This window comes from Streptomyces sp. NPDC001890 (assembly GCF_042891445.1).
Lineage (GTDB): Bacteria > Actinomycetota > Actinomycetes > Streptomycetales > Streptomycetaceae > Streptomyces.
Window position 1 is genome coordinate 103,264 of record NZ_JBIATE010000008.1, and the last position, 24,018, is coordinate 127,281.

Consider the following 24,018-nt stretch of genomic DNA (forward strand, 5'->3'; position numbering starts at 1 on the left):
GGGTCCCCGGGTGACCAGCGAGATCACTCTTTTCGTCAATCCCACCGCAGGACGCGGCCGGGGCGCGCACGCCGCGCAGCCGGCCGCTTCCGCGTTGCGGGACGCCGGATTCTCCGTGCGCACGGTTCTCGGTGAGGACGCCGACGACGCCCTGCGGCGGGCCCGTGAGGCCGTCGCGGGCGGGACCGGGGCGCTGATTGCCGTGGGCGGGGACGGCATGATGTCCCTCGCCCTGCAGGCCGTCGCGGGGACGATGACCCCGCTCGGGGTCGTCGCGGTCGGCACCGGCAACGACTTCGCCCGCGCGCTCGGGCTGCCGATACGGGATCCGGCCGCCGCCGGGCGGCTGGCCGCAGAGGCGCTCAAGGGCGGCGGCGTCCGCGAGATCGACCTCGGACGGGTCGGTGAGCGGTGGTTCGGTTCGGTGCTCGCCTCCGGCTTCGACTCCCGGGTCAACGACCGCGGGAACCGCATGCGATGGGTCGGCGGACGGTTCAAGTACGACCTCGCGATCCTCGCCGAACTCGCCGCGTTCAAGCCCATCGCGTACCGCGTCAGACTGGACGACGGACCGGTCAGGGAGATCGAGGCGACGCTCATCGCGGTCGGCAACGGGTCCACGTACGGCGGGGGCATGCGGATCTGCGCGGACGCGGAGATGGACGACGGGCTGTTCGACGTGACCGTCGTCGGGGACTGCAGCCGTACCACCCTGCTCAAGGTGTTCCCCCGGGTCTACAAGGGAACGCATCTCAGCCACCCCAAGGTCAGCGTGCACCGGGTTTCCTCGATCGAGCTGGTCGCAGCGGGTGTCACCGCGTACGCGGACGGTGAACCGCTCGGGGCCCTGCCGCTCACCGCGCGCTGCGTGCCCGGTGCGGTGCGGGTGCTGAGCGCTGTCCCGTGATCCCTGGCGGGCGTGCGACGACAGCCCCCGGCGCCGGGTTCTTCCGGCGGGATTTAAAGATCGAGCCTGGTGTCGGAGGTGGCGGGTAGGCTCGAAAGCACGATGACAGAGGACCTCTCACCAGCTGAGCGATACCAGGCTTCTCGGATCCGCGCCGCCGAGCAGGCCACCGCACTCGCGCCCTTCCGCGAGTTGTACGAATTCGATCTGGACCCCTACCAGATCGAGGCCTGTGAGGCCCTGGAGGCGGGCAAGGGAGTGCTCGTCGCCGCCCCGACCGGCTCGGGCAAGACGATCGTCGGCGAGTTCGCCGTGCACCTCGCCCTCGAACAGGGCCGCAAGTGCTTCTACACCACGCCCATCAAGGCCCTGTCCAACCAGAAGTACGCCGATCTGGTCAAGCGCTACGGGGCGGAGAAGGTCGGCCTGCTGACCGGCGACAACAGCGTCAACGCCGATGCCCCGGTGGTCGTCATGACCACCGAGGTGCTGCGGAACATGCTGTACGCGGGTTCGCAGGCGCTGCGGGGCCTCGGGTACGTGGTGATGGACGAGGTGCACTACCTCTCCGACCGCTTCCGGGGTGCCGTCTGGGAGGAAGTGATCATTCACCTCCCGGATTCCGTGACCCTGGTGTCCCTGTCGGCGACCGTGTCCAACGCCGAGGAGTTCGGCGACTGGCTGGACACCGTCCGCGGTGACACCGAGGTGATCGTCTCCGAGAGCCGGCCCGTGCCGCTCTGGCAGCACGTCCTGGCCGGCCGCCGGATGTACGACCTCTTCGAGGAGGAGACCGACCACGGCGGCCGCGGCGCCGGACGCCGCGAGGTCAACCCCGACCTCGTCCGGCTCGCCCGGATGGAGAACCAGCGGGGTTACAACCCGCGTGAGCGCCGTCGCGGCAAGATGGTCCGCGAGGCGGACCGGGAACGCGAGCGGCGCCAGCGCAGCCGGATCTGGACCCCGGCCAGGCCCGAGGTCATCGACCGGCTGGACGCCGAAGGGCTGCTCCCCGCCATCACGTTCATCTTCAGCCGGGCCGGCTGCGAGGCCGCCGTGCAGCAGTGCCTGCACGCCGGACTGCGGCTCAACGACGAGGAGAAGCGGCGCCTGGTCCGCGAGATCGTCGAGGAGCGGACCGCCTCCATCCCCGGCGAGGACCTCCACGTCCTGGGCTACTACGAGTGGCTCGAAGGGCTTGAGCGGGGTATCGCCGCGCATCACGCGGGCATGCTGCCGACGTTCAAGGAAGTCGTCGAGGAGCTGTTCGTCCGCGGGCTCGTCAAGGCCGTCTTCGCCACGGAGACGCTCGCCCTCGGCATCAACATGCCCGCACGCTCGGTGGTGTTGGAGAAGCTCGTCAAGTGGAACGGCGAGCAGCACGCCGACATCACTCCCGGCGAGTACACCCAGCTGACCGGGCGGGCCGGGCGGCGCGGCATCGACGTCGAGGGCCATGCGGTGGTGCTGTGGCAGCGCGGCATGGACCCGGGGGCGCTGGCCGGACTCGCGGGTACGCGTACGTATCCGCTGCGGTCCAGCTTCCGGCCCTCGTACAACATGGCCGTCAACCTGGTGCAGCAGTTCGGGCGGCATCGTTCGCGCGAGCTGCTGGAGACCTCCTTCGCGCAGTTCCAGGCGGACCGGTCGGTGGTCGGCATCTCCCGGCAGGTCCAGAAGAACGAAGAGGGGCTGGAGGGCTACCGGGAGGGCATGACCTGCCACCTCGGTGACTTCGAGGAGTACGCGCGGCTGCGCCGCGACCTCAAGGACCGGGAGACGGAGCTGGCCAAGCAGGGCGCGACGCAGCGGCGGGCCGAGGCGGCGGCGTCCCTGGAACGGCTCAAGCCCGGCGATGTCATCCATGTGCCCACCGGCAAGTTCGCCGGGCTGGCGCTGGTGCTCGATCCGGGGCTGCCCGCCGGGCGGACCAATGGGCACGGCCATCGCGGGCTCGAATACCACGACGGACCAAGGCCGTTGGTGCTCACGGCCGAGCGCCAGGTCAAGCGGCTCGCCTCGATCGACTTCCCGGTTCCGGTGGAGGCACTGGAGCGGATGCGGGTGCCGAAGTCGTTCAATCCGCGCTCCCCGCAGTCGCGCCGTGATCTGGCCTCCGCGCTGCGGACCAAGGCCGGGCACATAGTTCCGGAGCGGCACCGTAGGAGCCGGTCCGTCGCGGCCGACGACCGGGCGATCGCCCGCTACCGGGCGGAGCTGCGCGCGCACCCCTGCCACGGGTGCGACGAGCGCGAGGATCACGCGCGTTGGGCCGAGCGGTATCACCGGCTGCAGCGCGACACGAGGCAGCTGGAGCGGCGGATCGAGGGGCGGACGAACACGATCGCCCGCACCTTCGACCGGATCGTCGCGCTGCTCACCGAGCTCGACTACCTGCGGGGCAACGAGGTCACGGAGCACGGGCGCCGGCTCGCGCGGCTCTACGGCGAGCTCGATCTGCTGGCGAGCGAGTGCCTGCGCGCGGGTGTGTGGGAAGGGCTGAACCCCGCCGAACTCGCGGCCTGCGTCTCGGCGTTGGTGTACGAGGCGCGGCAGGCGGACGACGCGGTGGCACCGAAGCTGCCGTCGGGGCCCGCGAAGACCGCGATGGGCGAGATGGTCCGGATCTGGGGCCGGCTCGACGCCCTGGAAGAGGACTTCAAGATCAACCAGGCGGAGGGGGTCGGGCAGCGCGAACCCGACCTCGGCTTCGCCTGGGCGGTCTACATGTGGGCGTCGGGGCGGACACTGGACGAGGTGCTGGGCGAGGCGGAGATGCCGGCCGGGGACTTCGTGCGGTGGTGCAAGCAGGTGATCGACGTGCTGGGGCAGATCGCGGCCGCGGCACCGCGGGACGGAAGCTCCGTGGCCCGGAACGCGCACAAGGCGGTGGACGCGGTGCTGCGGGGGGTCGTGGCGTACAGCTCCGTGGGGTGAGGTGTCCACGGGGGCGGTCGGCGTCGGGGGTCGCGTGCGGGGCGGGGGTGCGTCCGGCCCCGCAGGGGCTGTTCCCCTGCCCGCCCCCTTCCTGTATCCGGGGGCTCTGCCCCCGGACCCCGTTCCTCGAACGCCGGAGGGGCTGTACATGTCGGCCACCGCCGGGAGGCACCGGGACCCCGTGTTCTCGGGGGCCTTCCGTTCGTGCTGCGGAGAAGGGGAGAAGGGGAGAACCCGTCGTGGGAAGCGCTGACATGGGAACGGTCAGCGGCAACACGAGCGGACCACACTCGACGGAGCTCGATGTGGTCACGGGTGACCAGCCGCAGCTGAGGGCACATCCACCCACTGGAACAGGTGTGTCGGTGAGCGGTCATCCGGTTCCGGGGAGCAACGGGCGGGCGGGTTCGGCGAGTTCGGCGATGCGGGCCAGGCGTTCGTCGGTGTGTGCCGGGCCGATCAGCATCACGCCGTACGGCAGCCCGTCCACTTCACCGGCGGGCATCGCCACCGCGCACTGGTCGAACAGGTTGGTGGAGCCGGTGAACCGGGCGAGGCGTGCGTTGACGGCCCGCGGGTCAGCCATGGCCTCGGCGAGCGTGGGGTGTTCCGGCACGGTGGGCAGCAGGAGGGCGTCCGCGTCGCCGAGCGCGGCCGTCGCGGCGGCGCGGAGGCCGGCCAGCCGGGCCCGGTCGGCGAAGAGCCGGTGTGCCGGGATGTCGCGGGCCGCGGTGATGATCCCCGCCACCGTGGGGTCGAGGCCGGGCGCGGTGGGCTCGCCGTCGATGAACGCGCCGACCGCGGCATAGCGCTCGGCGACGAACGCGGAGTCGTACAGCATCGCGGCCGCCTCGGTGAACGGCTTCGGATCGACCGGCCGGAGCACCGCGCCCGCCGCCCGCAGCCGGGCGGCCGTCGACTCGTACGCCGCCACCCAGTTCGGGGCGGCCTCCAGTCGCCCGGCGGGCGGGACCGCGATCCGCCAGGGGCCCGGGACACGGGAGCGGTCGGGGTGCGGGGCGGGGGTGGCCATCAGGGCCATCGCCCCTTCGGCCTCGGGGAGCGTACGGGCGAAGACGGTGACGCAGTCCAGGCTCGCGCACGCGGGGACCACGCCGTCGGCCGGTACGAGACCTCGGGTCGGCTTCAGCCCGAAGACGCCGTTGAACGCTGCGGGGACACGGCCGGAGCCCGCGGTGTCGGTGCCCAGCGCGAGATCCACGATGCCCAGGGACACCGCGACCGCCGAACCGGAGCTGGAGCCGCCGCCGATCCGGTCGGGATCGTACGCGCAGGCCACCGCGCCGTACGGGGAACAGGTGCCGGTCAGGCCCGTGGCGAACTGGTCCATGTTGGTCGTGCCGATCACCAGGGCACCGGCGGCGCGCAGCCGGGCCACCGCCGGGGCGTCGGAGCCCGGATCGTACGCGTACGAGGGGCAGCCCGCGGTGGTGGGGAGGCCGGCCACGTCGATGTTTCCCTTGACGGCCAGCAGGCGGCCCGCCAGGGGGAGGCGCTCGCCCGAAGCCAGGCGGGCGTCGAGCCGTGCGGCCTCCGCCTCCACGTCGTGCCGGGGGCGCAGACCGATCCAGAGCTCGGGGCGCTCCACCGCGTCGATACGGGCGTGGGCGTCGCGGACGCGGTCGAGGACGGGGGAGGTTGTCGCCATGGTCGGTCCTCGGGTCGTTCTTGTCCTGCCTCATTGCGTCGTCGGGCCGTCGGGGAGGGAGCCGGCGGTCGTGGCCGGCTCCGCCGGGTGGGCGGACAGGCCCGCGCGGCAGGCCAGTTGGAGCGCGAGGCGGACATCCGGCTCGTTCAGGTCGGCGCCCGTCAGCTGGACGACCTTGCGGATGCGGGCGCCCACCGCGTTCCGGTGCAGATGGAGCGCGTCGGCGGCGCGGGCGGGCGAGTTGTTGTGGTCCAGATACCCCTGGAGCGTGCGCAGCAGTGGCTCGGCGCGTTCCGGGCCCAGGGCCAGCACCGGGGCGAGGAGCTCGCTGACCGCCTCGCGCGCCGTGTCGGAGGCGTACCACTCCAGCAGCATCCGGTCCAGGCCCACCGCGTCGTGCGCCGCCACCGCGGGCCCCGTACCGCGCGGCACGGCGGCACGGGCCTCCCGGGCGGAGGTACGGATGCCCAGCGGGCCCCGGTGCGGCGAGCCCACGCCGCACCGCAGACCGGCTTCCGGCCGCAGTCCGGTCAGCCGGTCCACCACCCGGCGGGCGCGGGCCACGGTGGCGCGGCGCCCGTTCGTCCCCGGGTCCGCGGGCCAGGTGCTGAGCAGGACGAGGGCGTCGTCGACCAGCGCGGCGTTCCACTGGACGGAGTCGGCGGACTGCGGGGACGAGACGGACGGGGCGGTGGTGGTGCCGGGGAGGGCCGCAGGCCCGTCCCAGGTCCGCAGCAGGGTCAGCGCCTGGGACATGACCGCGTCCAGGGCCTTCGGCCGGTCCGAGGCGTCCAGGCCGCCCGCCTCGACCCGCAGCGCGATGTGCCAGCCGTCCACCGGCAGGGCGAGCGCCCGGCCCCGGGCGGCCAGCCGGGCGGCCTGGTCCTGCGGGGCCACCAGCAGTTCGGCGAGCAGCCGGCCCCGGGAGCGCACCGGGACGTCACCGTGCCCGCCGCCCGCCGCGGCGAGCGCCGCCAGCGCGAGGACCGAACGCACCGCCGTACCCGCGTGACCCGGGCGGGCCGGGGCCGCCAGCCGGATCTCGCCGTCCGGGCCCGCGGCCCCCGCGCCCTCCTCGCCCGGACCCGCGGCGCGCAGCTCCACGGGCACGCCCAGGGCGCGGCCGGCCGCCGCGGCCACCCGGTCGGGGTCGCCCGCGACCGCCGTCACCTCCCGCGCCGCGGCCGCGACCCGGGCCAGCGCGTCCGCCGCGGACCCGGCCACCGCCCGCTCCACGGCCACCACGAGGGCCGCGAGGTCCCCCTCGGCGTACAGCACCGCGACCCGGCCCCGCTCGGCGAGCGCCCGTGCCGTGGCCGTCACCTCGGCGGGCAGCCCGTGCGGGGCCTCGGTCACGCCGGTCAGGACCAGCGCGGCGGCCCCCGCCGCGGCCGCGTCCCGCACCGCCACGTCGAGCAGGTGCCCCGGCACCGGGGCCAGCAGCACGGCGACCGTCCCGGCGGGGATGGCGGCGAGCCGGTCCGGGCGTGGCTCCAGCCGTACCCCCGTGACCTCCACCGCGTCGAGCGGGCCCACCAGCGGGCGGACCGCTTCGAGTCCGGGGGAGGAGAGGAGTTCCAGGATGTTCACCATCCCTCCAGTGTGCTGCCGATGTGCCACGAGCACACCCGGCCGCCGCATCACGGGCTCATGGCCCATGGGGGGCGCGATCCGTCTCCGTACGCTGGAACGCATGCACGTGGACGCCGGAGCACTCGCCGACTTCGCGCGGGGTTGTGCCGTCCTGGGATCAGGGGGCGGCGGACCCGCCGATGTGACCCTTCCCGTCGCCGGACAGGCGATCGAGGAGTGCGGTCCGGTGCCCGTCGTCGACCCGGCGGCGCTCCCCGCCGACGCGCTCGTCATGCCGGTGGGGCTGGTGGGATCGCCCGCCGTCGCCGCCGAACGGATCGGCGGCCGGGACGAGCCCGCACGGCTGCGGGACCGCTTCGAGGCGCTGCACGGCGCCCCGGTCGCCGCGGTGATGAGCAGCGAGATCGGCGGCCTCAACGGCTGCGTCGCCGTCGCCTGGGCGGCCCGGCTGGGGCTGCCGCTGCTCGACGCCGACTCGATGGGCCGGGCCTTTCCCCGGATGGACCAGAACGTCCTGGAGCTGGCCGGGCTGCGCCCGGGACCGGCCGTCCTCGCCGACGAGCACGGTCACACCGTCGTGGTCGACGACGTGGACGGCGCGCATCTGGAACAGTTCGCCCGCGCCGCCGTCGTCGCCTTCGGCGGGCGTGCCGCATCCACCGACTACCCGCTCACCGCCGGGCAGGCGGCCCGGCACGCCGTCCTCGGATCGGTCACCCGCGCCCTGGCGCTGGGCCGCGGCGAAGGACCGGCCCCGCTGCTGACCGGCAAGGTCTCCTCCGTCCGGAGGTACGCCACCGAGGGTGCCGACAGCGACGACGCCACGGGGGTCCTGCTGGAGGGCGGCGGCCCCGACGCGGGCAGGCTGGTGCTCGTCGAGGCCCGCAGCGAATTCGTCGCGGCCCTGGAGGACGGCACCCCGCTCGCCGTCGTACCGGACGTCATCGCCCTGGTCGACGTGACGACCGGCTGGGCCGTCCCGGTCGAGGAGGTCCGCTACGGGCTGCGCGTCCACCTCGTCACGCTCCCCTCGGACCCCGCCTGGTACACCCCCGAGGGCCTGCGGCTCGCCGGGCCGTCGGCCTTCGGCCTGGCCGGCCTCGCGGACGCCGCGGGCGTCGCCGTCGGGCGCCGGGGTCCGGGAGGCACCTCATGATCCTCGGGGTGGATGTCGGGGCCACCAATACCGACGCCGTGCTCCTCGACGGCGACCGGGCGGTGCGGGCCGTGAAGGTGCCCTCGGTGGCCGGGGACGCCGTCGGGTCGCTCGCCGCCGCCGTCCGCGCGCTCCCCGCCGAGCTGCGCGGCCGGGCCACCCAGCTCGCCGTGGGCCTGCGGGTCGCCGCCCGCGCGGTCAGGGAGCGGCAGGGGCTCGCCCGGGTCGGCGTGCTGCGGGTCGGTGGCGCGGCCGCCGACGCCGTGCGGCCGCTGTTCGGCTGGCCCGAGGCGCTGCGCGACGCCGTGTGCGCCGGCACCGCGAACGTGCGGGGCGGTGGTGGTCTCTCGCCCCGTGACACCACGCCGCTCGACCGGGACGCGGTCGCCCGGTTCGGCGCCTCGCTGGCCGGACGCGCCGAGGCCTTCGCCGTCACCGCCGTGTTCTCGCCCGTCGACGGGGGCCAGGAGCGGGAGGCCGCCGAGATCCTGCGCGCCGAGACGGGCCCCGACACGACCGTCCTGCTCTCCAGCGACGTCGGCACCCTCGACCTGCTGGCCCGCGAGAACGCCACGGTCCTCGACGCGGCCCTGTCCGTGCTCGTGGCCAGGGTCGCCGACGAACTGACCGCCACGCTGCCCCGGCTCGGCCTCGCCCCCGGCGCCGCCGTCCTCGTCACCCGCAGCGACGGCACGCTGATGAGCCTGGAGTACCTGAGGCGTCAGCCCGGACTCAGCCTGGGCAGCGGACCCGCCTGCACCATCCGCGGCGCCGGACTCCTCGCCGGGCTCCAGGACGCCGTGGTCGCCGACATCGGTGAACGCCGCGCCCGGGTCGGGGCGCTGACCGGCGGCTACCCCCAGGAGGCCGGCCCCGGTGAACGCATCGGCGGTGTCCCGGTCAGCGTGCGCTTCCCCGACCTGATCACCGTGCGCGCCGACGCCCACCGCGAACTCGCCGAGGCCGCCGACCGGATGCGCCCCGCCGCCGGACTCCTCCCGCTGATCCTGGTCGGCGGCGGTGCGGGCGGCGTACCCGCGAAGGTGCTGGCCGGGTTCGACGTCGTACGGCCCGGACACGGCGGTGTCGCCGGGGCGTTCGGCGCGGCGGCCAGCCCGGTCGGCGGCCAGTACGACCGGATCGTCCGCCGGGGCCCCGGCCGACGGCTCGACGCCGTACGGGACGAAGTACGCGACCTGGCCCGGGCCGGCGCCGTACGGGCCGGGGCCGATCCCAGGCGCGTACGCACCCACGCGGAACCGGACCTTCCGGTGCCGTACCTGCCCGGGGCGGTGCTCCTGCGCGCCCGTGCCGTAGGACCGCCCCTCCCGCTCTGAACCCCCGCTCCCCGCCCCAGCGCAGCAGGCCGGTGCCGTGCTGCTGCGCCCTCCTGCCCGCCCGCTCACCCGCTCACCCGAGGACCCGTCCCCATGACCCAGCAGTTCGATGTGCACCAAGAGCCATCCACGCAGACAACGGCGCAGACTCCGCAGACGCAGCAGGACGAGGACTACCCGCTGGAGCGGGTGCCGCGCGCGGCCCGCTACTCCTGGTTCAACGTCGCCGTGCAGCGCTTCGGCCAGCTCTCCGACCTGACGCAGTTCCTGCTCGGTGCCGCGCTCGGCGCCGGACTCTCCTTCTGGGGCGCCTTCTGGGCGTTCACGCTCGGCTCGGTGATCCTGGAGATCGTCTGCATATTCGTCGGCATCGCCGGCATGCGGGAGGGGCTGTCCACCTCGATGCTGGTCCGCTGGACCGGCTTCGGCCGTTACGGCTCCACGCTCATCGGACTCGTCATCGCGGTCAGCCTGTTCGGCTGGTTCGGTGTGCAGACGGCGGTGTTCGCGGCCGGGCTGCACTCCATCGTGCCCGCGCTGCCGGTCTGGGCCTGGTGCCTGATCTGCGGGCTCGGCGTCACCGCGCTCGTCCTGCGCGGCTTCCGCGCCATGGGGTGGACCGCCTTCGTCACCGTTCCCGCCTTCCTCGGCCTCGCGGGCTGGGCGATGATGGTCGAGTTCTCCCGGCACGATGTCGGCGACCTGGTGGCCTCGGCACCGTTCGGCGCCCACATGTCCATCGCCACCGGCGCGACCATCGTCGCCGGCTCGTACATCGTCGGCGCGGTCACCACCCCCGACATGACCCGCTTCAACCGCAACACCGGCGACGTCGTCAAGCAGACGGTCGTGGGCATCAGCCTCGGCGAGTACGTGCTGGGCCTGGGCGGAGTGCTGCTCGCCTACGCGGTGAAGTCCTCCGACCTGATCGCGATCATCACGTCCTCCTCCGGTGTCATCGGTGTCATCGTCCTGGTCTCCGCCACCGTGAAGATCAACAACTGGAACCTGTACTCCTCATCGCTCGGCCTGATCGGCGCGGTCGAGGCGCTCTTCAAGGTCCGGCTCAACCGGGTCGGCACGACCGTCACGATCGGTGTCCTCGGCAGCCTCGCCGCGGCCGCCGGAATCCTGGACCGGTTCACCGACTTCCTCACGGTGCTCGGCGTCCTCACCCCGCCGGTCGCCGGAATCATGGTCGCCGAGTACTTCGTGGTGAAGAAGTGGCGCCCGCAGCTGGACGCCTCGCGCGCCGCCGGCCGGCTGCCCGAGACCGAACCCAGCTGGGTGCCGGCGACCATCGCCCTGTGGGCCGCCGCCTCCCTGTTCGGCTGGCTCGGCGACCACTACCAGTGGTGGGGCATCCCGGCGCTCAACTCCCTGCTGCTGGCCGGGCTCGGCTATGTCGTCCTCGGCAAGCTCGGCCTGGTGCGCGGCGCCCGCGACCTGCCGTTCGAACAGCCCGCACGTCCCGCGGCGGCGATCGAGGCGGAATCGGGCACGGCCTGGTCGTCCACGGCCACCGCCTGACCCGTACGCCCGCTCCCACACCCCCACCCCCTACGAAAGACAGACACACCATGCGCATCGGAATCGACGTCGGAGGCACCAACACCGACGCCGCCCTTCTGGGGGACGACGACCGGATCATCGCCACCGCGAAGACCCCGACCACGTCCGACATCACCTCCGGCGTGACCGCGGCGATCCGGGCCCTGGACCCGCCGATGGAATCGGTCACCGCCGTGATGATCGGTACGACCCACTTCCTCAACGCGCTGATCGAGGGCGCCCGGCTCGCCCCTGTCGCCGCGGTACGCCTCGGCCTGCCCGCCACCGCCGCCCTGCCGCCGATGACCGACTGGCCGGAGCGCCAGCGGGCAGCCGTCGGCGGGCACGGCTATCTCTGCCACGGCGGGCGGGAGTTCGACGGACGGCCGCTGTCGCCGCTCGACCCCGAGGAGCTGAAGCGGACCGCCGCCGACATCGCCGCGCGCGGACTGACCTCGGTGGCCGTCTCGTCGGTGTTCTCCCCGGTCGCCGAGGAGGACGAGCGCCGGGCCGCCGAGATCCTGGCCGCCGAACTGGGCCCCGGCGTGCATTTCTCGCTCTCGCACGAGCTCGGCCGGGTCGGGCTGCTGGCCCGCGAGAACGCCACGATCATCAACGCGGCCCTGCGCGATCTGGCGACCGTGATCGTGGAGTCGTTCGCCAAGTCGCTCGCCGAGGTGTCGCTGACCGCCCCGTTCTTCCTGTCGCAGAACGACGGCACGCTGATGGACGTGGACTTCGCCCGCGCCTACCCGGTGGCCACCTTCGCCTCCGGGCCCACCAACTCGATGCGCGGCGCCGCCTTCCTGTCCGGCCTCGGGGACTGCGCGGTCGTCGACGTCGGCGGCACCACCGCGGACGTCGGCATCCTGGCCGGCGGCTTCCCGCGCGAGGCGGCGGGCGAGAGCGAGGCCGCGGGCATCCGGACCAACTTCCGTATCCCCGACGTCCTCTCGCTCGGCATCGGCGGCGGCTCCCTGGTGTCGCCCGACGGCGAGACCGGTCCCCGCTCGGTCGGGTTCCGGCTCACCGAGGAGGCGCTGGTCTTCGGCGGCGACACCCTGACGGCCACCGATCTCGCGGTCGCCGCGGGCCGCGCCGACATCGGTGACCGCTCCCGGGTCGCCCACCTGGACCCGGAGTTCACCGCCCGCGCGCTCGACCGGATCGCGGAGCGGCTGGCGGAGACCGTCGACCGGATGCGTACCTCGGCGGGGGCGCTGCCGGTCGTCGCGGTCGGCGGCGGCAGCGTGCTGGTGCCCGCGGCCCTGCCCGGCTTCGACGACGTGCGCCGCCCCGGCCACTTCGACGTGGCCAACGCGGTGGGCGCCGCCATCGCCCAGGTCGGCGGAGAGGTGGACCGGGTCTTCCAGGTCCCCGAGGGGCGCCGGGACGCGGTGCTCGCCGAGGCCCGCGAGGAGGCGGTGGGCCGGGCCGAGAGCGCGGGCGCCAGGCCCGGCACGGTCCGCGTCGTCGACGTGGAGGAGGTCCCGCTGGCCTATCTGCCGGGCGGCGCGACCAGGATCCGCGTCAAGGCGGTCGGCGACCTCGACCTGAACGGCATCGGCACCACCCACGCCCCGGCCGGGGCGCGCGACATCCATGGAGCAGCGTCACATGCGTGAGATCAACCTCGACAACCTGGACGACATCGCGCGCGGCGCGGGCATCCTCGGCACCGGTGGGGGCGGCGACCCGTACATCGGCAAGCTGCTGGCCCGCGAGGCCATCCGCAAGTACGGTCCGGTGCGGCTCGTCGCCTTCGACGAGGTGCCGGACGACGCGACGGTGGTCCCCGTCTCCGGGATGGGGGCACCGACGGTGCTGCTGGAACGCGTACCCGCCGGGGGCGAGGAAGTGGCCGCGCTGCGCGCCCTGGAGAAGCACATCGGCCGGGCCGCCACCCACATCGCACCGATCGAGGTCGGCGGCGTCAACTCCATGCTGCCCATCGCCTGCGCCGCCGAGGCCGGGCTGCCGCTGGTCGACGGCGACGCCATGGGCCGCGCCTTCCCCGAGGCGCAGATGGTGCTGCCCGGCCTGATCGGGGTGGCCAACACCCCGATGGCGCTCGCCGACGACAAGGGCAACAGCATCATCGTCGACGCGGTCTCCAACCACGCCGCCGAGCGCATCGCGCGGGCGGTCTGCGTGGAGCTGGGCTGCCAGATCTCCAGCGCCGACACCGTGATGCGCGGCGACCAGCTCGCCGACGGGCTCGTCCCCGCCACGCTCACGCTCGCCGAGCGGCTGGGCGCGGCGGTGCGCGAGGCGCGGGCGGCGCACACCGACCCGGTGCTCGCGGCCCGGACCCTGCTGTCCGGCACCCACCTGCTGACCGGCAAGGTGGTCGACGTCAGCCGCCGCACCGAGGGCGGCTTCGCCCGGGGCAGCGCCCGGATCGAAGGCATCGGCGACGACGCGGGCCGGGTGCTCGAACTCGGCTTCCAGAACGAGCATCTGCTGGCCACCCGCGACGGCGGGACGGTCGCCACCACGCCCGACCTGATCTGCGTGCTGGACACCGACACCGGCGATCCGGTGACCACGGAGGGACTGCGCTACGGCCTGCGCGTCAGCGTCCTCGCGGCGCCCTGCGACCCGCGCTGGACCACCCCGGGCGGACTGGCGCTCGCCGGGCCGCGGTACTTCGGGTACGACGTGGACTACCTGCCGTTCCGGGAGAGCTGACCCACGGGCCGGTCCACCGCCCCGGGGCCGGTCCGCACCGGCGCCCGGCCGGTCCGCACGGAGCGGGCCGGCCGGGCGTTCCCTTCCGCCGGACGATCCCTTGTCTCAGACCGCCCGCTTGCCGCTCTTCATGGACACGGTGACGCAGGCCAGGCCCAGCAGAATGGTCAGGCCGCCGATGATGACGTTGTTGAGGACGATGCCGAGGTCGGGGCTGCTGCCGACGATCCACGTCGCGAGGATCGTCCAGATCCCCATCGCGCAGATGGCCCAGCTCAGGCCGTACATGCGTTCCGGCATCACGGTGAACCCGAGGCCCAGCGCGGCGATCGCGAGACCCATGATCAGGTTGTGCGTCGCGAGGGTGGGCTGACTTGCCGTGAAGTGCAGCACCCACGGCGAGATGGCGCAGTAGAGACCGACGAGGAACACCGGTGCGTCCACCAGGGCCACATCGCGGCCACCGAGCATGCGGGCATAACGATCGCGCATTTCGGAGACATCGGGGTGACTGGCCATGTCACGGCCGGTGTGCGAGATGTTTGACATGGGGTTCGTCTCCTTCGCTCCTGGCAGACCGTCGACCGCCGCAGCGACCGACCGCGCCACCTGTACGCGTTGAGCGGCCTGCTATGCCATTCTGCGCTTATACCGCCCTTATGTGTACATTCAGGACTCGCGGAAATCCGTGGGAACCGCACGAGGTGACGTACTGTCCAGCCGCCCGGCCAGCGCCACCAGACCGGGCGTCCGCAGCACCCGGTCCCCGTACCCCGGCAGCGGTACGTGCAGCGGCTCCGTCCAGCGCGGGGGGATCGCGCCGAAGCCGTACACCGCACCCGCGAGAGCGCCGGTCACGGCGGCGACCGTGTCGGTGTCCCCGCCCACGTCCACGGCGGTGGCCACGGCGTTCTCGTACGAATCCGTGGTGCGCAGCGCCCACAGCGCGGTGCCCAGGCACGGCCAGACCGCACCGTTGAACTCCGTCGCCGCCTCCGGGTGCCAGCCGACCGCGAGGACGGTGGCCCAGCGCTCGCGGTGATCCTCGTGCACGCTCTCCAGGGCGTCCGGCACGGCGGAGAGCGGATCGCCGCCGTCCAGCGCCACCCGGATCAGCTCGTGGAGCACGGCGGTGCCCTCCCAGGCGGCCCGGTCGCCGTGGGTCAGGGCGGCGATCCGGCGGGCGGCGTCCATGCTGGCCGCACGGCCCCGGGCCGCGAAGTACACGGCGGAGGTGGCCGCCCGCATCAGCGAACCGTTGCCCGCCGCACGTCCGCTCACCTGGAAGTGCAGCGCCGCCGCGAGGTCCCACGCCTCACCGCTCGTCAGGACCTCCTCGGTCTGGAGCCCGATGTCCTTCGGGTCGCCCGCCGCCCACCTGCAGAACCGGCCGAACATGTCGGGAAGGTCCAGGCCGCCGCGTTCCAGCAGGGACTCCGCGACCAGCACGGCCATCTGCGTGTCGTCCGTGGCCTCGCCGGGGTCCCAGCCGCCGCCCCCGCACATCGTGCCGACGCCGTCGGGGAAGCGCGCCGTGTACCCACCGGCGGGCCCGAACTCGAAGGGCGCACCCAGCGCGTCACCCACCGCCGATCCGACGACGGCACCCGCCACCCGGTCCTGCCGGTCCACCATGCCCGGACGTCTCATCCGGTCAGCGTACGGAGCGCGAACTCCTGCTGTACGGCGTACGGGTGTGCCCGGCTGTGCGTCGCGGGGATCGCGCCGGAGCCGTACGACGGTCGGCGGCCTCCTGACGTACCCGGGCTCAGGACACGTCGACGACCACCGAGTGCCAGCCGGTCGCACCGTCGGGCACCGGGCCCGTACGGATGCCGGTCTGGGTGGCGCCGGTTCCGTCGGTGGCGCGGACCTCCAGGGTGTGACGGCCGGGTGCGGCGGGCCAGTCCCACGCCCACTGGCGCCAGGTGTCGCGGGTGTCGGCGGCGGCCAGGCGGGCCGTGTGCCACTGTCCGCCGTCCACCCGGACCTCGACCCGGGAGATGCCGCGGTGCTGGGCCCAGGCGACCCCGGCCACCGGCACGAGGCCGGCCGTCGGGGAGGCGGAAGGGCGAGGGGTGTCGATCCGGGACTCGGTCTTGACCGGTGCCTGCTGGGCCCAGTCGCGGCGGACCCAGTAGGCGTCGTAGGCGGCGAACGTGGTCAGCTCGATGTCCTCGATCCACTTGCAGGCCGACACGTATCCGTACAGGCCGGGGACGATCATCCGGACCGGGAAGCCGTGCTCGAAGGGCAGCGGCTCACCGTTCATGCCGAAGGCGAGCAACGCGTCTCGCCCGTCCATGACCGTCTCGACCGGTGTGCCGATCGTCATGCCGTCGACGGAACGCGCCACGATCTGATCGGCGGGTCCGCCCGCCGACGGGGCGCGTACCCCCGCCTCGCGCAGGAGATCGGCCAGTCGCACGCCGAGCCACCTGGCGTTGCCGACCAGGGGTCCGCCGACCTCGTTGGACACGCAGGCCAGGGTGATGTCGCGGGCGACGACCTCCCTGCGCAGCAGGTCGTGGAGGCCGACGGCGACGGGCCGCGCCACGCCCAGGCCGTGGATCCTCAGCCGCCAGGCTCCGGCATCGACGCGCGGCACGACCAGCGCCGTGTCCACCCGGTAGAAGTCCTCGTTCGGGGTGATGAACGGGCTCAGCCCCCGGATCCTCAGATCGGCTCCGGGCGGCACCGCCGGGGCGGCGGACCGCGGGGTGGGGAGGACCAGGTCATGGCGGGAGGCGGAGGCCCCGGCCTGGACGGAGGAGGTGAGCCGCCGGCCCAGGAGTCCCGCGCCGGCGGAGACCGCCGCCGTGGCGGTCGCCGCGACCACGAAACCGCGACGGTCGAAGCCGCCGTCCGCGGGAGCGGGACCGTGCGCCGGTAGGAGCCGTCCGACCAGGAGATGCAGCACCCCCGCCGCCACCGCGGCACCCACCACCGACGGCAGCGCATCGGCCGGCACGCCCTCCGGACGCCCTGCCGCCGCCACCGCCCCGACCAGCCCGAAGACCAGGACGGCGGTCGACCCCAGCCGCCGGTGCCGCAGCGCCAGTACCCCGATCGCCATGGCGAAGAGCGCCAGGAGGACCAGGATCCCGAGCCGGAGCGCCAGCTTGTCGGCGGTGCCGAAGTTCCGTACGGCGAAGTCCCGCACGGCCGGGGGAGTCCGGTCGACCACCGCACCTCCCACCGCCGTGACCGGGCCCGCCTCGGGACGTACGAGGGCAGCGGCCAGTTCGGCGACCGCCAGGGCGCAGAACCCGGCGATCAGACCGCTGAGCGCGGCGAGGGCGGTGCGCGTGCCGCCCGGTCGCGGGGGCCGGACGGTTCCGGTGGGTGGTGTGTCGTCCCGGTCTTCAGTCACGACCGGGATTCGTCGCCCGGCGCCGGGCGGATTGGTCCCTCGCCCGATCGGCCGCGGGCCGTCACAGACCGCGGGCCGTCACAGACCGCGGGTCGTCACAGACCGCGGGCCCGTTCGAACCGGGCGCGTGCCTCGGCCAGGCCGACGAGCGGATCCGGGTAGTCGATCGCGGCCCGGCGCGGACCGGTGAGTTTCCACGGCTCATGGATCTCGCCGTCCGCCAGTTCCGCGAGCTCCGGCACCCAGCGGCGCACATAGGCGCCGCGCGGATCGAACCGCTTGCCCTGGACCACCGGATTCAGGACCCGGTTGGGCCGGGTGTCGGTGCCGGTGCCCGCCATCCACTGCCAGTTGAGCTGATTGTTCGCCACATCGCCGTCGACCAGCAGGTCCAGGAAGTGCCGGGCGCCCACCCGCCAGTCGGCGTACAGCGTCTTGGTGAGGAAGCCGGCCACGAGCATCCGGCCCCGGTTGTGCATCCAGCCCTCGTACGCCAGCTGCCGCATCGCCGCGTCGACCAGCGGATAGCCGGTGCGCCCCGAGCGCCAGGCCTCGATCTCGTCCTCGTCGCACCGCCAGCGGTCGTGCCGGGTGCGGTAGTCCTCCCGTGCGGCGTCCGGCCGTGCGGCGAGCACCTGGTGGTGGAAGTCCCGCCACGCCAGCTGCCGTACGAACGCGTCGGCGCCCGGTCCGCCCCGCTGCCTCGCCCGGTTGATCACTTCGGCCGCCGAGAGGGAGCCGAAGTGGAGGTGGGGGGAGAGCCTGGACGTCGCGTCGCCGGCCAGATCGTCGTGGCCGCTCTCGTAGCCGGCCAGCGGGCCGTGCAGCCAGGACGACAGCAGCCGACGGCCGGCCGACTCGCCGCCCACGGCGAGCCCGGGGGAGACGCCCGCCACCTCCGCGCGCTCCGGCAACGCTCCCGGCTCCACTCCGTCCGGCAGCCGCAGCGCGCGTGGCGCGGCCAGTGTTCCCCGTACCCCCGCCTCCTGCCAACGGCGCAGGTACGGCGTGAACACCGCGTAGTGATCACGGCCCGCCGGGACGAGCCGGCCGGGCGCGACCGCGGTGACCACCGCGTCGTGGACGTGCACGGTGCAGCCGACCGCCGCCAGGGCCGTACGGAGCCCGCTCTCGCGGTGCGTCGCGTACGCGCTCACCCCGCCGGCGACGTGCAGGCTCCGCGCCCCGGTCTGCACGGCCACGGCACGGGCCACGGCCACCACGTCGCCGTCCCGGACCACGAGCCGTCCGCCGCGGTGGCGCAGCGCCGAGTCGAGATCGGTGAGGCAGTCGGCGAGGAAGGCCCGCCGGTTCGGTGCGTCGAAGCCGGTCCGGTGGATGCCCCGGTCGCGCACGAACAGCGGGACGACGGCATCCGCCTCCTGCGCAGCGGCCCGCAGCACCGGGTTGTCGTGCACCCGCAGGTCGGAGGTGAACAGTGCGACGGAGACGGTCATGGATTGTGCCCTTTCCGGTCATGGAGGTGTGCCCTTCCGAGGGCGGCCCGTTGTCGGCCCGCCACCGGCAGGTGTCGGCCCGGTGTCGGCCGGTGCCGGCCCGACTTCGGCCCGGTGTCGGTCATTCGCTCGTCCCGAGGCAGTCGCGCAGCCGGGCCAGTCCGTCGCGCAGCCGGGTCTTGACCGTCCCGAGCGGCACGGAGAGCAGCTCCGACACCTCGCGGTGGGTCAACCCCCGGTAGTAGGCGAGGGTCACGGACTGACGCTGCACCTCGGAGAGCCGCCCCACGCAGCGACGTACCTCTTCGTGCTCCAGCCGGGCCTCCACCTGCTCGGTGACCTGGTCGTAGGCAGGCGTACGGTCCAGCAGCGCCGCCGCGCGCTCACGGGCCGCCGACGCCTCGGCCGAGCGCACCCGGTCCACGGCCCGGCGGTGGGCGAGGGTCAGCACCCAGGTCATCGCGCTGCCGCGGGCGGGCCGGAAGCGGCCGGCCGACCGCCACACCTCCACCAGGACCTCCTGTGCGACCTCCTCCGACTGGCACGGATCGCGCAGCACGTTCCGTACCAGCCCGAGGACGGGCCCGCTCACCACGGCGTACACAGCGACGAAGGCCTCCTCGTCGCCCCGGGCCACCAGCCCCAGCAGCTCCTGGAGGTCGGGTCCCGCCGACGGCGCTCCGCCGGTGTGCGTGACTTCCTTCACGAGGGCTTCCTCCCTGGTCGCGCGTCAGCTGCCTCGACGAGGACCGGACTGAATCGGGCCTACGACAGCGTCGTACCACCGACCCGGTCCGGAACCGCGTTCCCGGGCCGGGTCCTCGGCTTCAGCACCGCCCTCATCGCGAGGAAGACCAGCAACCCGAACGGCGACAGCAGGATCGTCAGCACCAGCAACGGCCCCATCACCAGCGGCGAGATCCCCAGCCGCCGCCCCTCCAGGTACATCCACTGGCCCAGCAGCAGATCCCAGGCGATCACCTGCGCCCAGATCGCCCCGGCCCCGTTCGCCAGCGCCATCAGGTCGCGGAAGGTGTCGATGTCGGGGCTGCGCACCGCGTCCCAGAGTTCGGGAAAGACGGGCACGGCCATGATCAGGTAGACCGCCAGCACCGGCAGGACGGTGAGCGGCGAGGCGGCGACGCGCGCCGTGGGGTGCCAGTTGGGCGCCAGGATCATGAGCAGCCAGAACGGAGCTGCCAGGAAGAACGAGATCTCGAAGAGCGCACCGGTCATGACGCGAACTCCTTCTGGACGGAAGCGGATTCGGAGCCGGTGCCGGCGTCGGCACCGGGGCTCGTGCCTGTTCTCTGCCCTGCGGGAGTCGGCCTCAGCGCCCCCGCCGCGCCGATGGCGCTCGCGACCACGATCAGCGCGGCGGCACCGAGCGTCGCGCCGTCGGGATGGATCAGCGGCTGGCCGCGCAGCGCCTGCCAGGTGACCAGCGCGACGACCGCCGCGTACGCCCCCGAGGCAACCAGCACCAGCCGCAGCCGGACCTGCGGGTCGCGCAGCCGCGGGAAGCGCGGGGCCAGGGCGACCAGCGCGAGCAGGAGGAGCGGCAGCAGCTGGAGCGCGTGCATTCCTATGAAGTGCGGGATGCGCAGATCGCCGCCGGTCGTGGACCAGCCGGTCAGCGGCATCGACGGGCCGCCGTCCGGTACGCCCACGGAGTGCGCGCCGATCACATCGGCGGTGTCCAGGTTCCCGGCCGCCCGCTGCTCGGGGGTGGGCTGGGTCATCAGGAAACCGAATCCGGCGCCCACCAGGGCGAGCAGTACGCCCGAGCGGATCGCCCAGGCGGAGGCGCGGTCGGCGATCCGGGCGCGCAGCAGCAGGATCGCGATGACCAGGGTGCTGGTCCACAGGACGACGACGGTGACGGCCATCGCGTTGAACAGCGACTCGTCGAAGGGTGTGGCGTGGTTGAAGTGGCTCCGCTTCCCGCGGATCACCTGCCCGGTGATGATCGCCATCTCGGCCAGGCTGGACAGCGCGACCACGGTCCCGGCCCACCAGCCGACCCGTCGGCCACGGGTCACCAGCGTCAGCATCCAGGCGAGGGCGAGCGCGTACACGACGAACGAGACCGCGAACTTGAACGGTTTGAACCATATCGCCGCGCCTGCCAGGACCCGGTCGTCGGCTATGAGGCCGATGCCCGAGACGACCGTCATGACGGCCATCGCCGCGGCGAAGAAGACTAACGGGCGATGCCAGGAACGCCAGGAGGACATGAGAACCCCTCGGAGATTATGGATAGTGGCACTTCCCGCTATCCGATAGTGGAACTATCTATGATGGGTCGGGGGATTGGCAAGCGCGGAAGTCGGCAAGCGCGGAAGGAAGAACACGCGGTGCGCATCGGCGAGTTGAGCAGCAGGTCCGGGGTCCCGGTACCGACGATCAAGTTCTATGTACGGGAAGGGCTGTTGCCGGCGGGGCAGTTGACCAGCCCGAACCAGGCGAGTTACGACTCCGGGCACGAGCGCAGGCTGCGGCTGATCCGCGCGCTGCTGGATGTCGGAGGGCTCTCGCTGGCCGCCATCGGCGACGTGCTGCGGGTCATGGAGGACCCGGCGCAGCCGGTGCACAAGGTGCTGAACGCCGCGGCGAAGCGCCTCGGTCCGCTGCAGGAGGACGAGGCGGGGCCCGAACTGGAGGACGCCCGCGACGAGGTGGCGGAGCTGGTGGAGCGGCGGGGCTGGCGGGTCGAGCCGCACGGTCCGGCGGGCGAGTCGCTGGCCGGGGTGATCGTCGCGCTGCGGCGGGCCGGGCACGGAGGCTTCGTCGAGCTGCTCGACGACTACGCCGCCGCCGCCGAACCGGTCGCGCGGGCCGACCTCGACTACGTCGGGCGGCGGGTGGCGCGCGAGGACCTGGTGGAGAGCGTGGTGGTGGGCACGGTGCTGGGTGAGGCGATGTTCAGCGCGTTGCGGCGGCTCGCGCATGTGGACGCGTCCGCGCGCGCCTACGACGGGGACGGCGGGGCGCGCGGTCGGGGCGGCCCGGCCCGCGAGGGTGCGGAAGGCGTGGAGGGCGGCCCGGCCGACGGCGGTGGGGAAGGCGCGGAGGGCGGCCCGGCCCGCGAGGGTGCGGAAGGCGTGGGGGGCGCGCAGGGCGCGGAGGTGCCGGGCGCCGGTGGGTGAGCCGGGGGCCCGGACGTGGGTGTGCCCCGGCCGGGGGCCGGGGCACACCCACGCGATCCGGTGTTACGCGGCGGCTTCCTCCTCGCGCTCCACCTGCGCGTTCCACTCGCGCTTGACCGAGCGCCAGGCGTCGTCGTTCTGGCCGAGCCGCCAGTAGCCCGAGATCGACAGCCGGGAGAGCGGGATCTCGCGCTCCAGGCGCAGATGGCGGCGGATCTGCTTCACGAAGCCCGCCTCGCCGTGGACGAACGCCTGGACCTCGCCCGCGGGGAAGTCGAGCCCCTTCACCGCGGCGGTCAGCGCCTCGCCGACCGGGCGCTCCCCGCGGTGCAGCCAGGTCACCCCGACACCGTCCGGCGTCACGATCTTCTGCTCCTCGGCGGCGTCCGCCACCTCGATGAACGCGTGCACCACCGCACCCGCCGGCATCCGCTCCAGGGCCGCCGCGACGGCCGGCAGCGCGCTCTCGTCGCCCGCCAGCAGGTGCCAGTCCGCCGAGGCGTCCGGGCCGTAGCCGCCGCCCGGCCCGAGGAAGGTCACCTGGTCGCCCGGGGCCGCCCGCAGCGCCCAGGGCCCGGCGAGGCCCTCGTCGCCGTGGACCACGAAGTCGATCGCCAGCTCACGGGTGGCCGGATCCCAGGAGCGCACCGTGTACGTACGGGTCGTGGGCCACAGCTCGCGCGGCTGCTCCTCGCGGATGCGGGCCATGTCGAAGGGGTGCGCGTAGTCGGCGCCCTCGGGGGCGAAACAGAGTTTGACGTAGTGGTCGGTGAACCCGGCGAGCTCGAAGCCGGCGAGGCCCTCGCCGCCGAGCACCACGCGCACCATGTGCGGGGTGATCCGCTCGGTGCGCAGCACCTCGGCCCCCTGTGCCCGGGGTGCCTGCCGCGCCGGTCGTTCTGCCACGAGGTTCTCCCTGCTTCGATTGCTTAGGCTTACCTAAGCTAACACCTCAGCCCTGGAGAGTGGAGAGCAGGCGCTGCACCGCTCCGCCCAGTCCCCACCGCTTGGCGAGGGCTTCCAGGGCGGCGGGATCACGCGGCCCGGCGGGCAGCGCCGGATCGAATTCCGGCAGCGGTACGTCACCGGCGACCCGGACCACCTTCGGCGCGACGGCCACGTAGTCCCGCGCCGCGTCGAGCCGCTTGCGCTGCGACGGCGTCAGCCCGGCCTTCGGGTCGTCGACGGCGGCCATGATCCCGGCCAGGTCGCCGAAGGCGTCCAGCAGCTTCGCCGCGGTCTTCTCGCCGATGCCCGGGACCCCCGGCAGCCCGTCGCTGGGGTCGCCGCGCAGCAGGGCGAGGTCCACGTAGCCGGAGCCGTCCACGCCGTACTTCTCCCGCAGCCACGCCTCGTCGGTCAGCTGGAGGGAGCCGACGCCCTTCAGCGGGTAGAGCACCCGGACTCCGCGTGCGTCGTCGACCAACTGGTAGAGGTCCCGGTCGCCGGTGACGATGTCCACGGGGCCGGTCGCCCGGCCGGTGAGCGTGCCGATCACATCGTCCGCCTCGTAGTCCGCGACGCCGACGCGGGCGATGCCGAGCGCGTCGAGCACGTCCTCGATGACCGGGACCTGCGGGGCCAGCGTGTCGGGGGTCTCCTCCTCGTCGGGCAGCCCCTCGGCGGTCTCCACCGCGACCCGGTGCGCCTTGTACGTCGGGATCAGCTCGACCCGCCAGTGGGGCCGCCAGTCCGCGTCCATGCAGGCGACCAGGTCGTCCGGCCGGTGGTCCTGCACCAGGCGCCCGATGAAGTCGAGCAGCCCGCGCACGGCGTTGACCGGTGTCCCGTCCGGGGCGCGCACCGAGTCGGGGACCCCGAAGTAGGCGCGGTAGTAGAGGGAAGCGGTGTCGAGGAGCATCAGGCGTCGCGTCACACCCCGATGATGCCGCACCCCACTGACACCGGCCGCCCCGGACGCCGGCCGCCCCGGACGCCGGCCGCCCCGGACGCCGGACGCCGGGCGCAGGGGACTCCAGGGGGCTCCAGGTGGCTCAGGGGTGAAGGGACGGGCAACGGCAGTCATCGCTCAGGTGTGACCTGGGTCACTCTTGTGTTTGCTTTGTGTAAGCGGGGGCAGGCGCGCAGCCGGAGCGGAACACGTACTGGTTTCAACCAGTGCACGTGTCATGCGGGCCGAACCCGCGCCGCTCCACGGTCTGCCGGAGGGGGTGGCAGACCGTTTTTCGGTTCAACCC

Annotated in this window: 18 protein-coding genes and 1 pseudogene; 8 read left to right on the forward strand and 11 right to left on the reverse strand. The window is 73.7% G+C overall.

Annotated elements, in window-relative coordinates:
• Nucleotides 1-10: 10 nt before the first annotated feature.
• Nucleotides 11-907 carry a diacylglycerol kinase gene (locus ACFYY1_RS21455; protein ID WP_388587756.1) on the forward strand — a complete coding sequence of 299 codons (897 nt, stop codon included), beginning with the start codon at nucleotides 11-13 and terminating at the stop codon, nucleotides 905-907.
• 102 nt (nucleotides 908-1,009) lie between these two features.
• Complete coding sequence (locus ACFYY1_RS21460) at nucleotides 1,010-3,844, forward strand: DEAD/DEAH box helicase (RefSeq protein WP_388587759.1); 2,835 nt, start codon at nucleotides 1,010-1,012, stop codon at nucleotides 3,842-3,844.
• A 403-nt stretch (nucleotides 3,845-4,247) separates the two neighbouring features.
• On the opposite strand, the pseudogene ACFYY1_RS21465 reads toward ACFYY1_RS21460, so the two are convergent.
• Nucleotides 4,248-5,513: pseudogene (locus ACFYY1_RS21465) on the reverse strand (allophanate hydrolase); the annotation flags it as partial.
• A gap of 30 nt (nucleotides 5,514-5,543) precedes the next feature.
• Nucleotides 5,544-7,106 carry a PucR family transcriptional regulator gene (locus ACFYY1_RS21470; RefSeq protein WP_388587761.1) on the reverse strand — a complete coding sequence of 521 codons (1,563 nt, stop codon included), beginning with the start codon at nucleotides 7,104-7,106 and terminating at the stop codon, nucleotides 5,544-5,546.
• Between the two features lie 100 nt (nucleotides 7,107-7,206).
• Here ACFYY1_RS21470 and ACFYY1_RS21475 point away from each other — a divergent pair, with 100 nt between their 5' ends.
• The 5 genes from ACFYY1_RS21475 to ACFYY1_RS21495 all read left to right on the forward strand — a co-directional run bounded on the left by ACFYY1_RS21475 (nucleotide 7,207) and on the right by ACFYY1_RS21495 (nucleotide 13,841).
• The gene (locus ACFYY1_RS21475; RefSeq protein WP_388587764.1) at nucleotides 7,207-8,262 is read left to right on the forward strand and encodes a DUF917 domain-containing protein; all 1,056 of its coding nucleotides are present in this window, start codon (nucleotides 7,207-7,209) and stop codon (nucleotides 8,260-8,262) included.
• Nucleotides 8,259-9,599, forward strand: a complete 1,341-nt coding sequence (locus tag ACFYY1_RS21480) for a hydantoinase/oxoprolinase N-terminal domain-containing protein (protein WP_388587767.1) — start codon at nucleotides 8,259-8,261, stop codon at nucleotides 9,597-9,599. The genes ACFYY1_RS21475 and ACFYY1_RS21480 overlap by 4 nt, the downstream gene beginning before the upstream one ends.
• Before the next feature lie 93 nt (nucleotides 9,600-9,692).
• Entirely contained in the window at nucleotides 9,693-11,129 is a 1,437-nt protein-coding gene (locus ACFYY1_RS21485) for a purine-cytosine permease family protein (protein WP_388587768.1), read from the forward strand.
• A gap of 50 nt (nucleotides 11,130-11,179) precedes the next feature.
• A complete protein-coding gene (locus tag ACFYY1_RS21490) occupies nucleotides 11,180-12,775 on the forward strand; it encodes a hydantoinase/oxoprolinase N-terminal domain-containing protein (RefSeq protein WP_388587771.1) in 1,596 nt (531 codons plus the stop codon).
• Nucleotides 12,768-13,841 (forward strand): DUF917 domain-containing protein, encoded by a 1,074-nt coding sequence (locus tag ACFYY1_RS21495; protein ID WP_388587773.1) that lies wholly within the window; start codon nucleotides 12,768-12,770, stop codon nucleotides 13,839-13,841. Before ACFYY1_RS21490 ends, ACFYY1_RS21495 begins: the two co-directional genes overlap by 8 nt.
• Nucleotides 13,842-13,946: 105 nt before the next feature.
• On the opposite strand, the gene ACFYY1_RS21500 is transcribed toward ACFYY1_RS21495, so the two are convergent.
• From ACFYY1_RS21500 to ACFYY1_RS21530, 7 genes are all read right to left on the reverse strand, one after another.
• Entirely contained in the window at nucleotides 13,947-14,390 is a 444-nt protein-coding gene (locus tag ACFYY1_RS21500; protein ID WP_388587775.1) for an SPW repeat protein, read from the reverse strand.
• A gap of 120 nt (nucleotides 14,391-14,510) precedes the next feature.
• Entirely contained in the window at nucleotides 14,511-15,491 is a 981-nt protein-coding gene (locus ACFYY1_RS21505; protein WP_388587776.1) for an ADP-ribosylglycohydrolase family protein, read from the reverse strand.
• Between the two features lie 118 nt (nucleotides 15,492-15,609).
• On the reverse strand, nucleotides 15,610-17,214 hold the full coding sequence (locus ACFYY1_RS21510; protein WP_388587778.1) for a molybdopterin-dependent oxidoreductase: 1,605 nt from the start codon (nucleotides 17,212-17,214) through the stop codon (nucleotides 15,610-15,612).
• Between the two features lie 95 nt (nucleotides 17,215-17,309).
• The gene (locus ACFYY1_RS21515) at nucleotides 17,310-18,671 is read right to left on the reverse strand and encodes a cryptochrome/photolyase family protein (protein WP_388587780.1); all 1,362 of its coding nucleotides are present in this window, start codon (nucleotides 18,669-18,671) and stop codon (nucleotides 17,310-17,312) included.
• A gap of 121 nt (nucleotides 18,672-18,792) precedes the next feature.
• Entirely contained in the window at nucleotides 18,793-19,377 is a 585-nt protein-coding gene (sigK, locus tag ACFYY1_RS21520) for an ECF RNA polymerase sigma factor SigK (protein WP_388587782.1), read from the reverse strand.
• A gap of 59 nt (nucleotides 19,378-19,436) precedes the next feature.
• The gene (locus tag ACFYY1_RS21525) at nucleotides 19,437-19,907 is read right to left on the reverse strand and encodes an ABA4-like family protein (protein WP_388587784.1); all 471 of its coding nucleotides are present in this window, start codon (nucleotides 19,905-19,907) and stop codon (nucleotides 19,437-19,439) included.
• Nucleotides 19,904-20,857 (reverse strand): hypothetical protein, encoded by a 954-nt coding sequence (locus tag ACFYY1_RS21530; protein WP_388587786.1) that lies wholly within the window; start codon nucleotides 20,855-20,857, stop codon nucleotides 19,904-19,906. Before ACFYY1_RS21530 ends, ACFYY1_RS21525 begins: the two co-directional genes overlap by 4 nt.
• 171 nt (nucleotides 20,858-21,028) lie before the next feature.
• On the opposite strand from ACFYY1_RS21530, the gene ACFYY1_RS21535 reads away from it, so the two are divergent.
• Nucleotides 21,029-21,820: a MerR family transcriptional regulator gene (locus tag ACFYY1_RS21535; RefSeq protein WP_388587788.1), complete on the forward strand. Its 792-nt coding sequence runs from the start codon at nucleotides 21,029-21,031 to the stop codon at nucleotides 21,818-21,820.
• A gap of 63 nt (nucleotides 21,821-21,883) precedes the next feature.
• Here the strand turns inward: ACFYY1_RS21535 and ACFYY1_RS21540 are convergent, their stop codons facing one another.
• A complete protein-coding gene (locus ACFYY1_RS21540; RefSeq protein ID WP_388587790.1) occupies nucleotides 21,884-22,726 on the reverse strand; it encodes a siderophore-interacting protein in 843 nt (280 codons plus the stop codon).
• Between the two features lie 46 nt (nucleotides 22,727-22,772).
• Nucleotides 22,773-23,681 carry a 5'-3' exonuclease H3TH domain-containing protein gene (locus tag ACFYY1_RS21545; protein WP_388588111.1) on the reverse strand — a complete coding sequence of 303 codons (909 nt, stop codon included), beginning with the start codon at nucleotides 23,679-23,681 and terminating at the stop codon, nucleotides 22,773-22,775.
• Nucleotides 23,682-24,018: the final 337 nt, after the last annotated feature.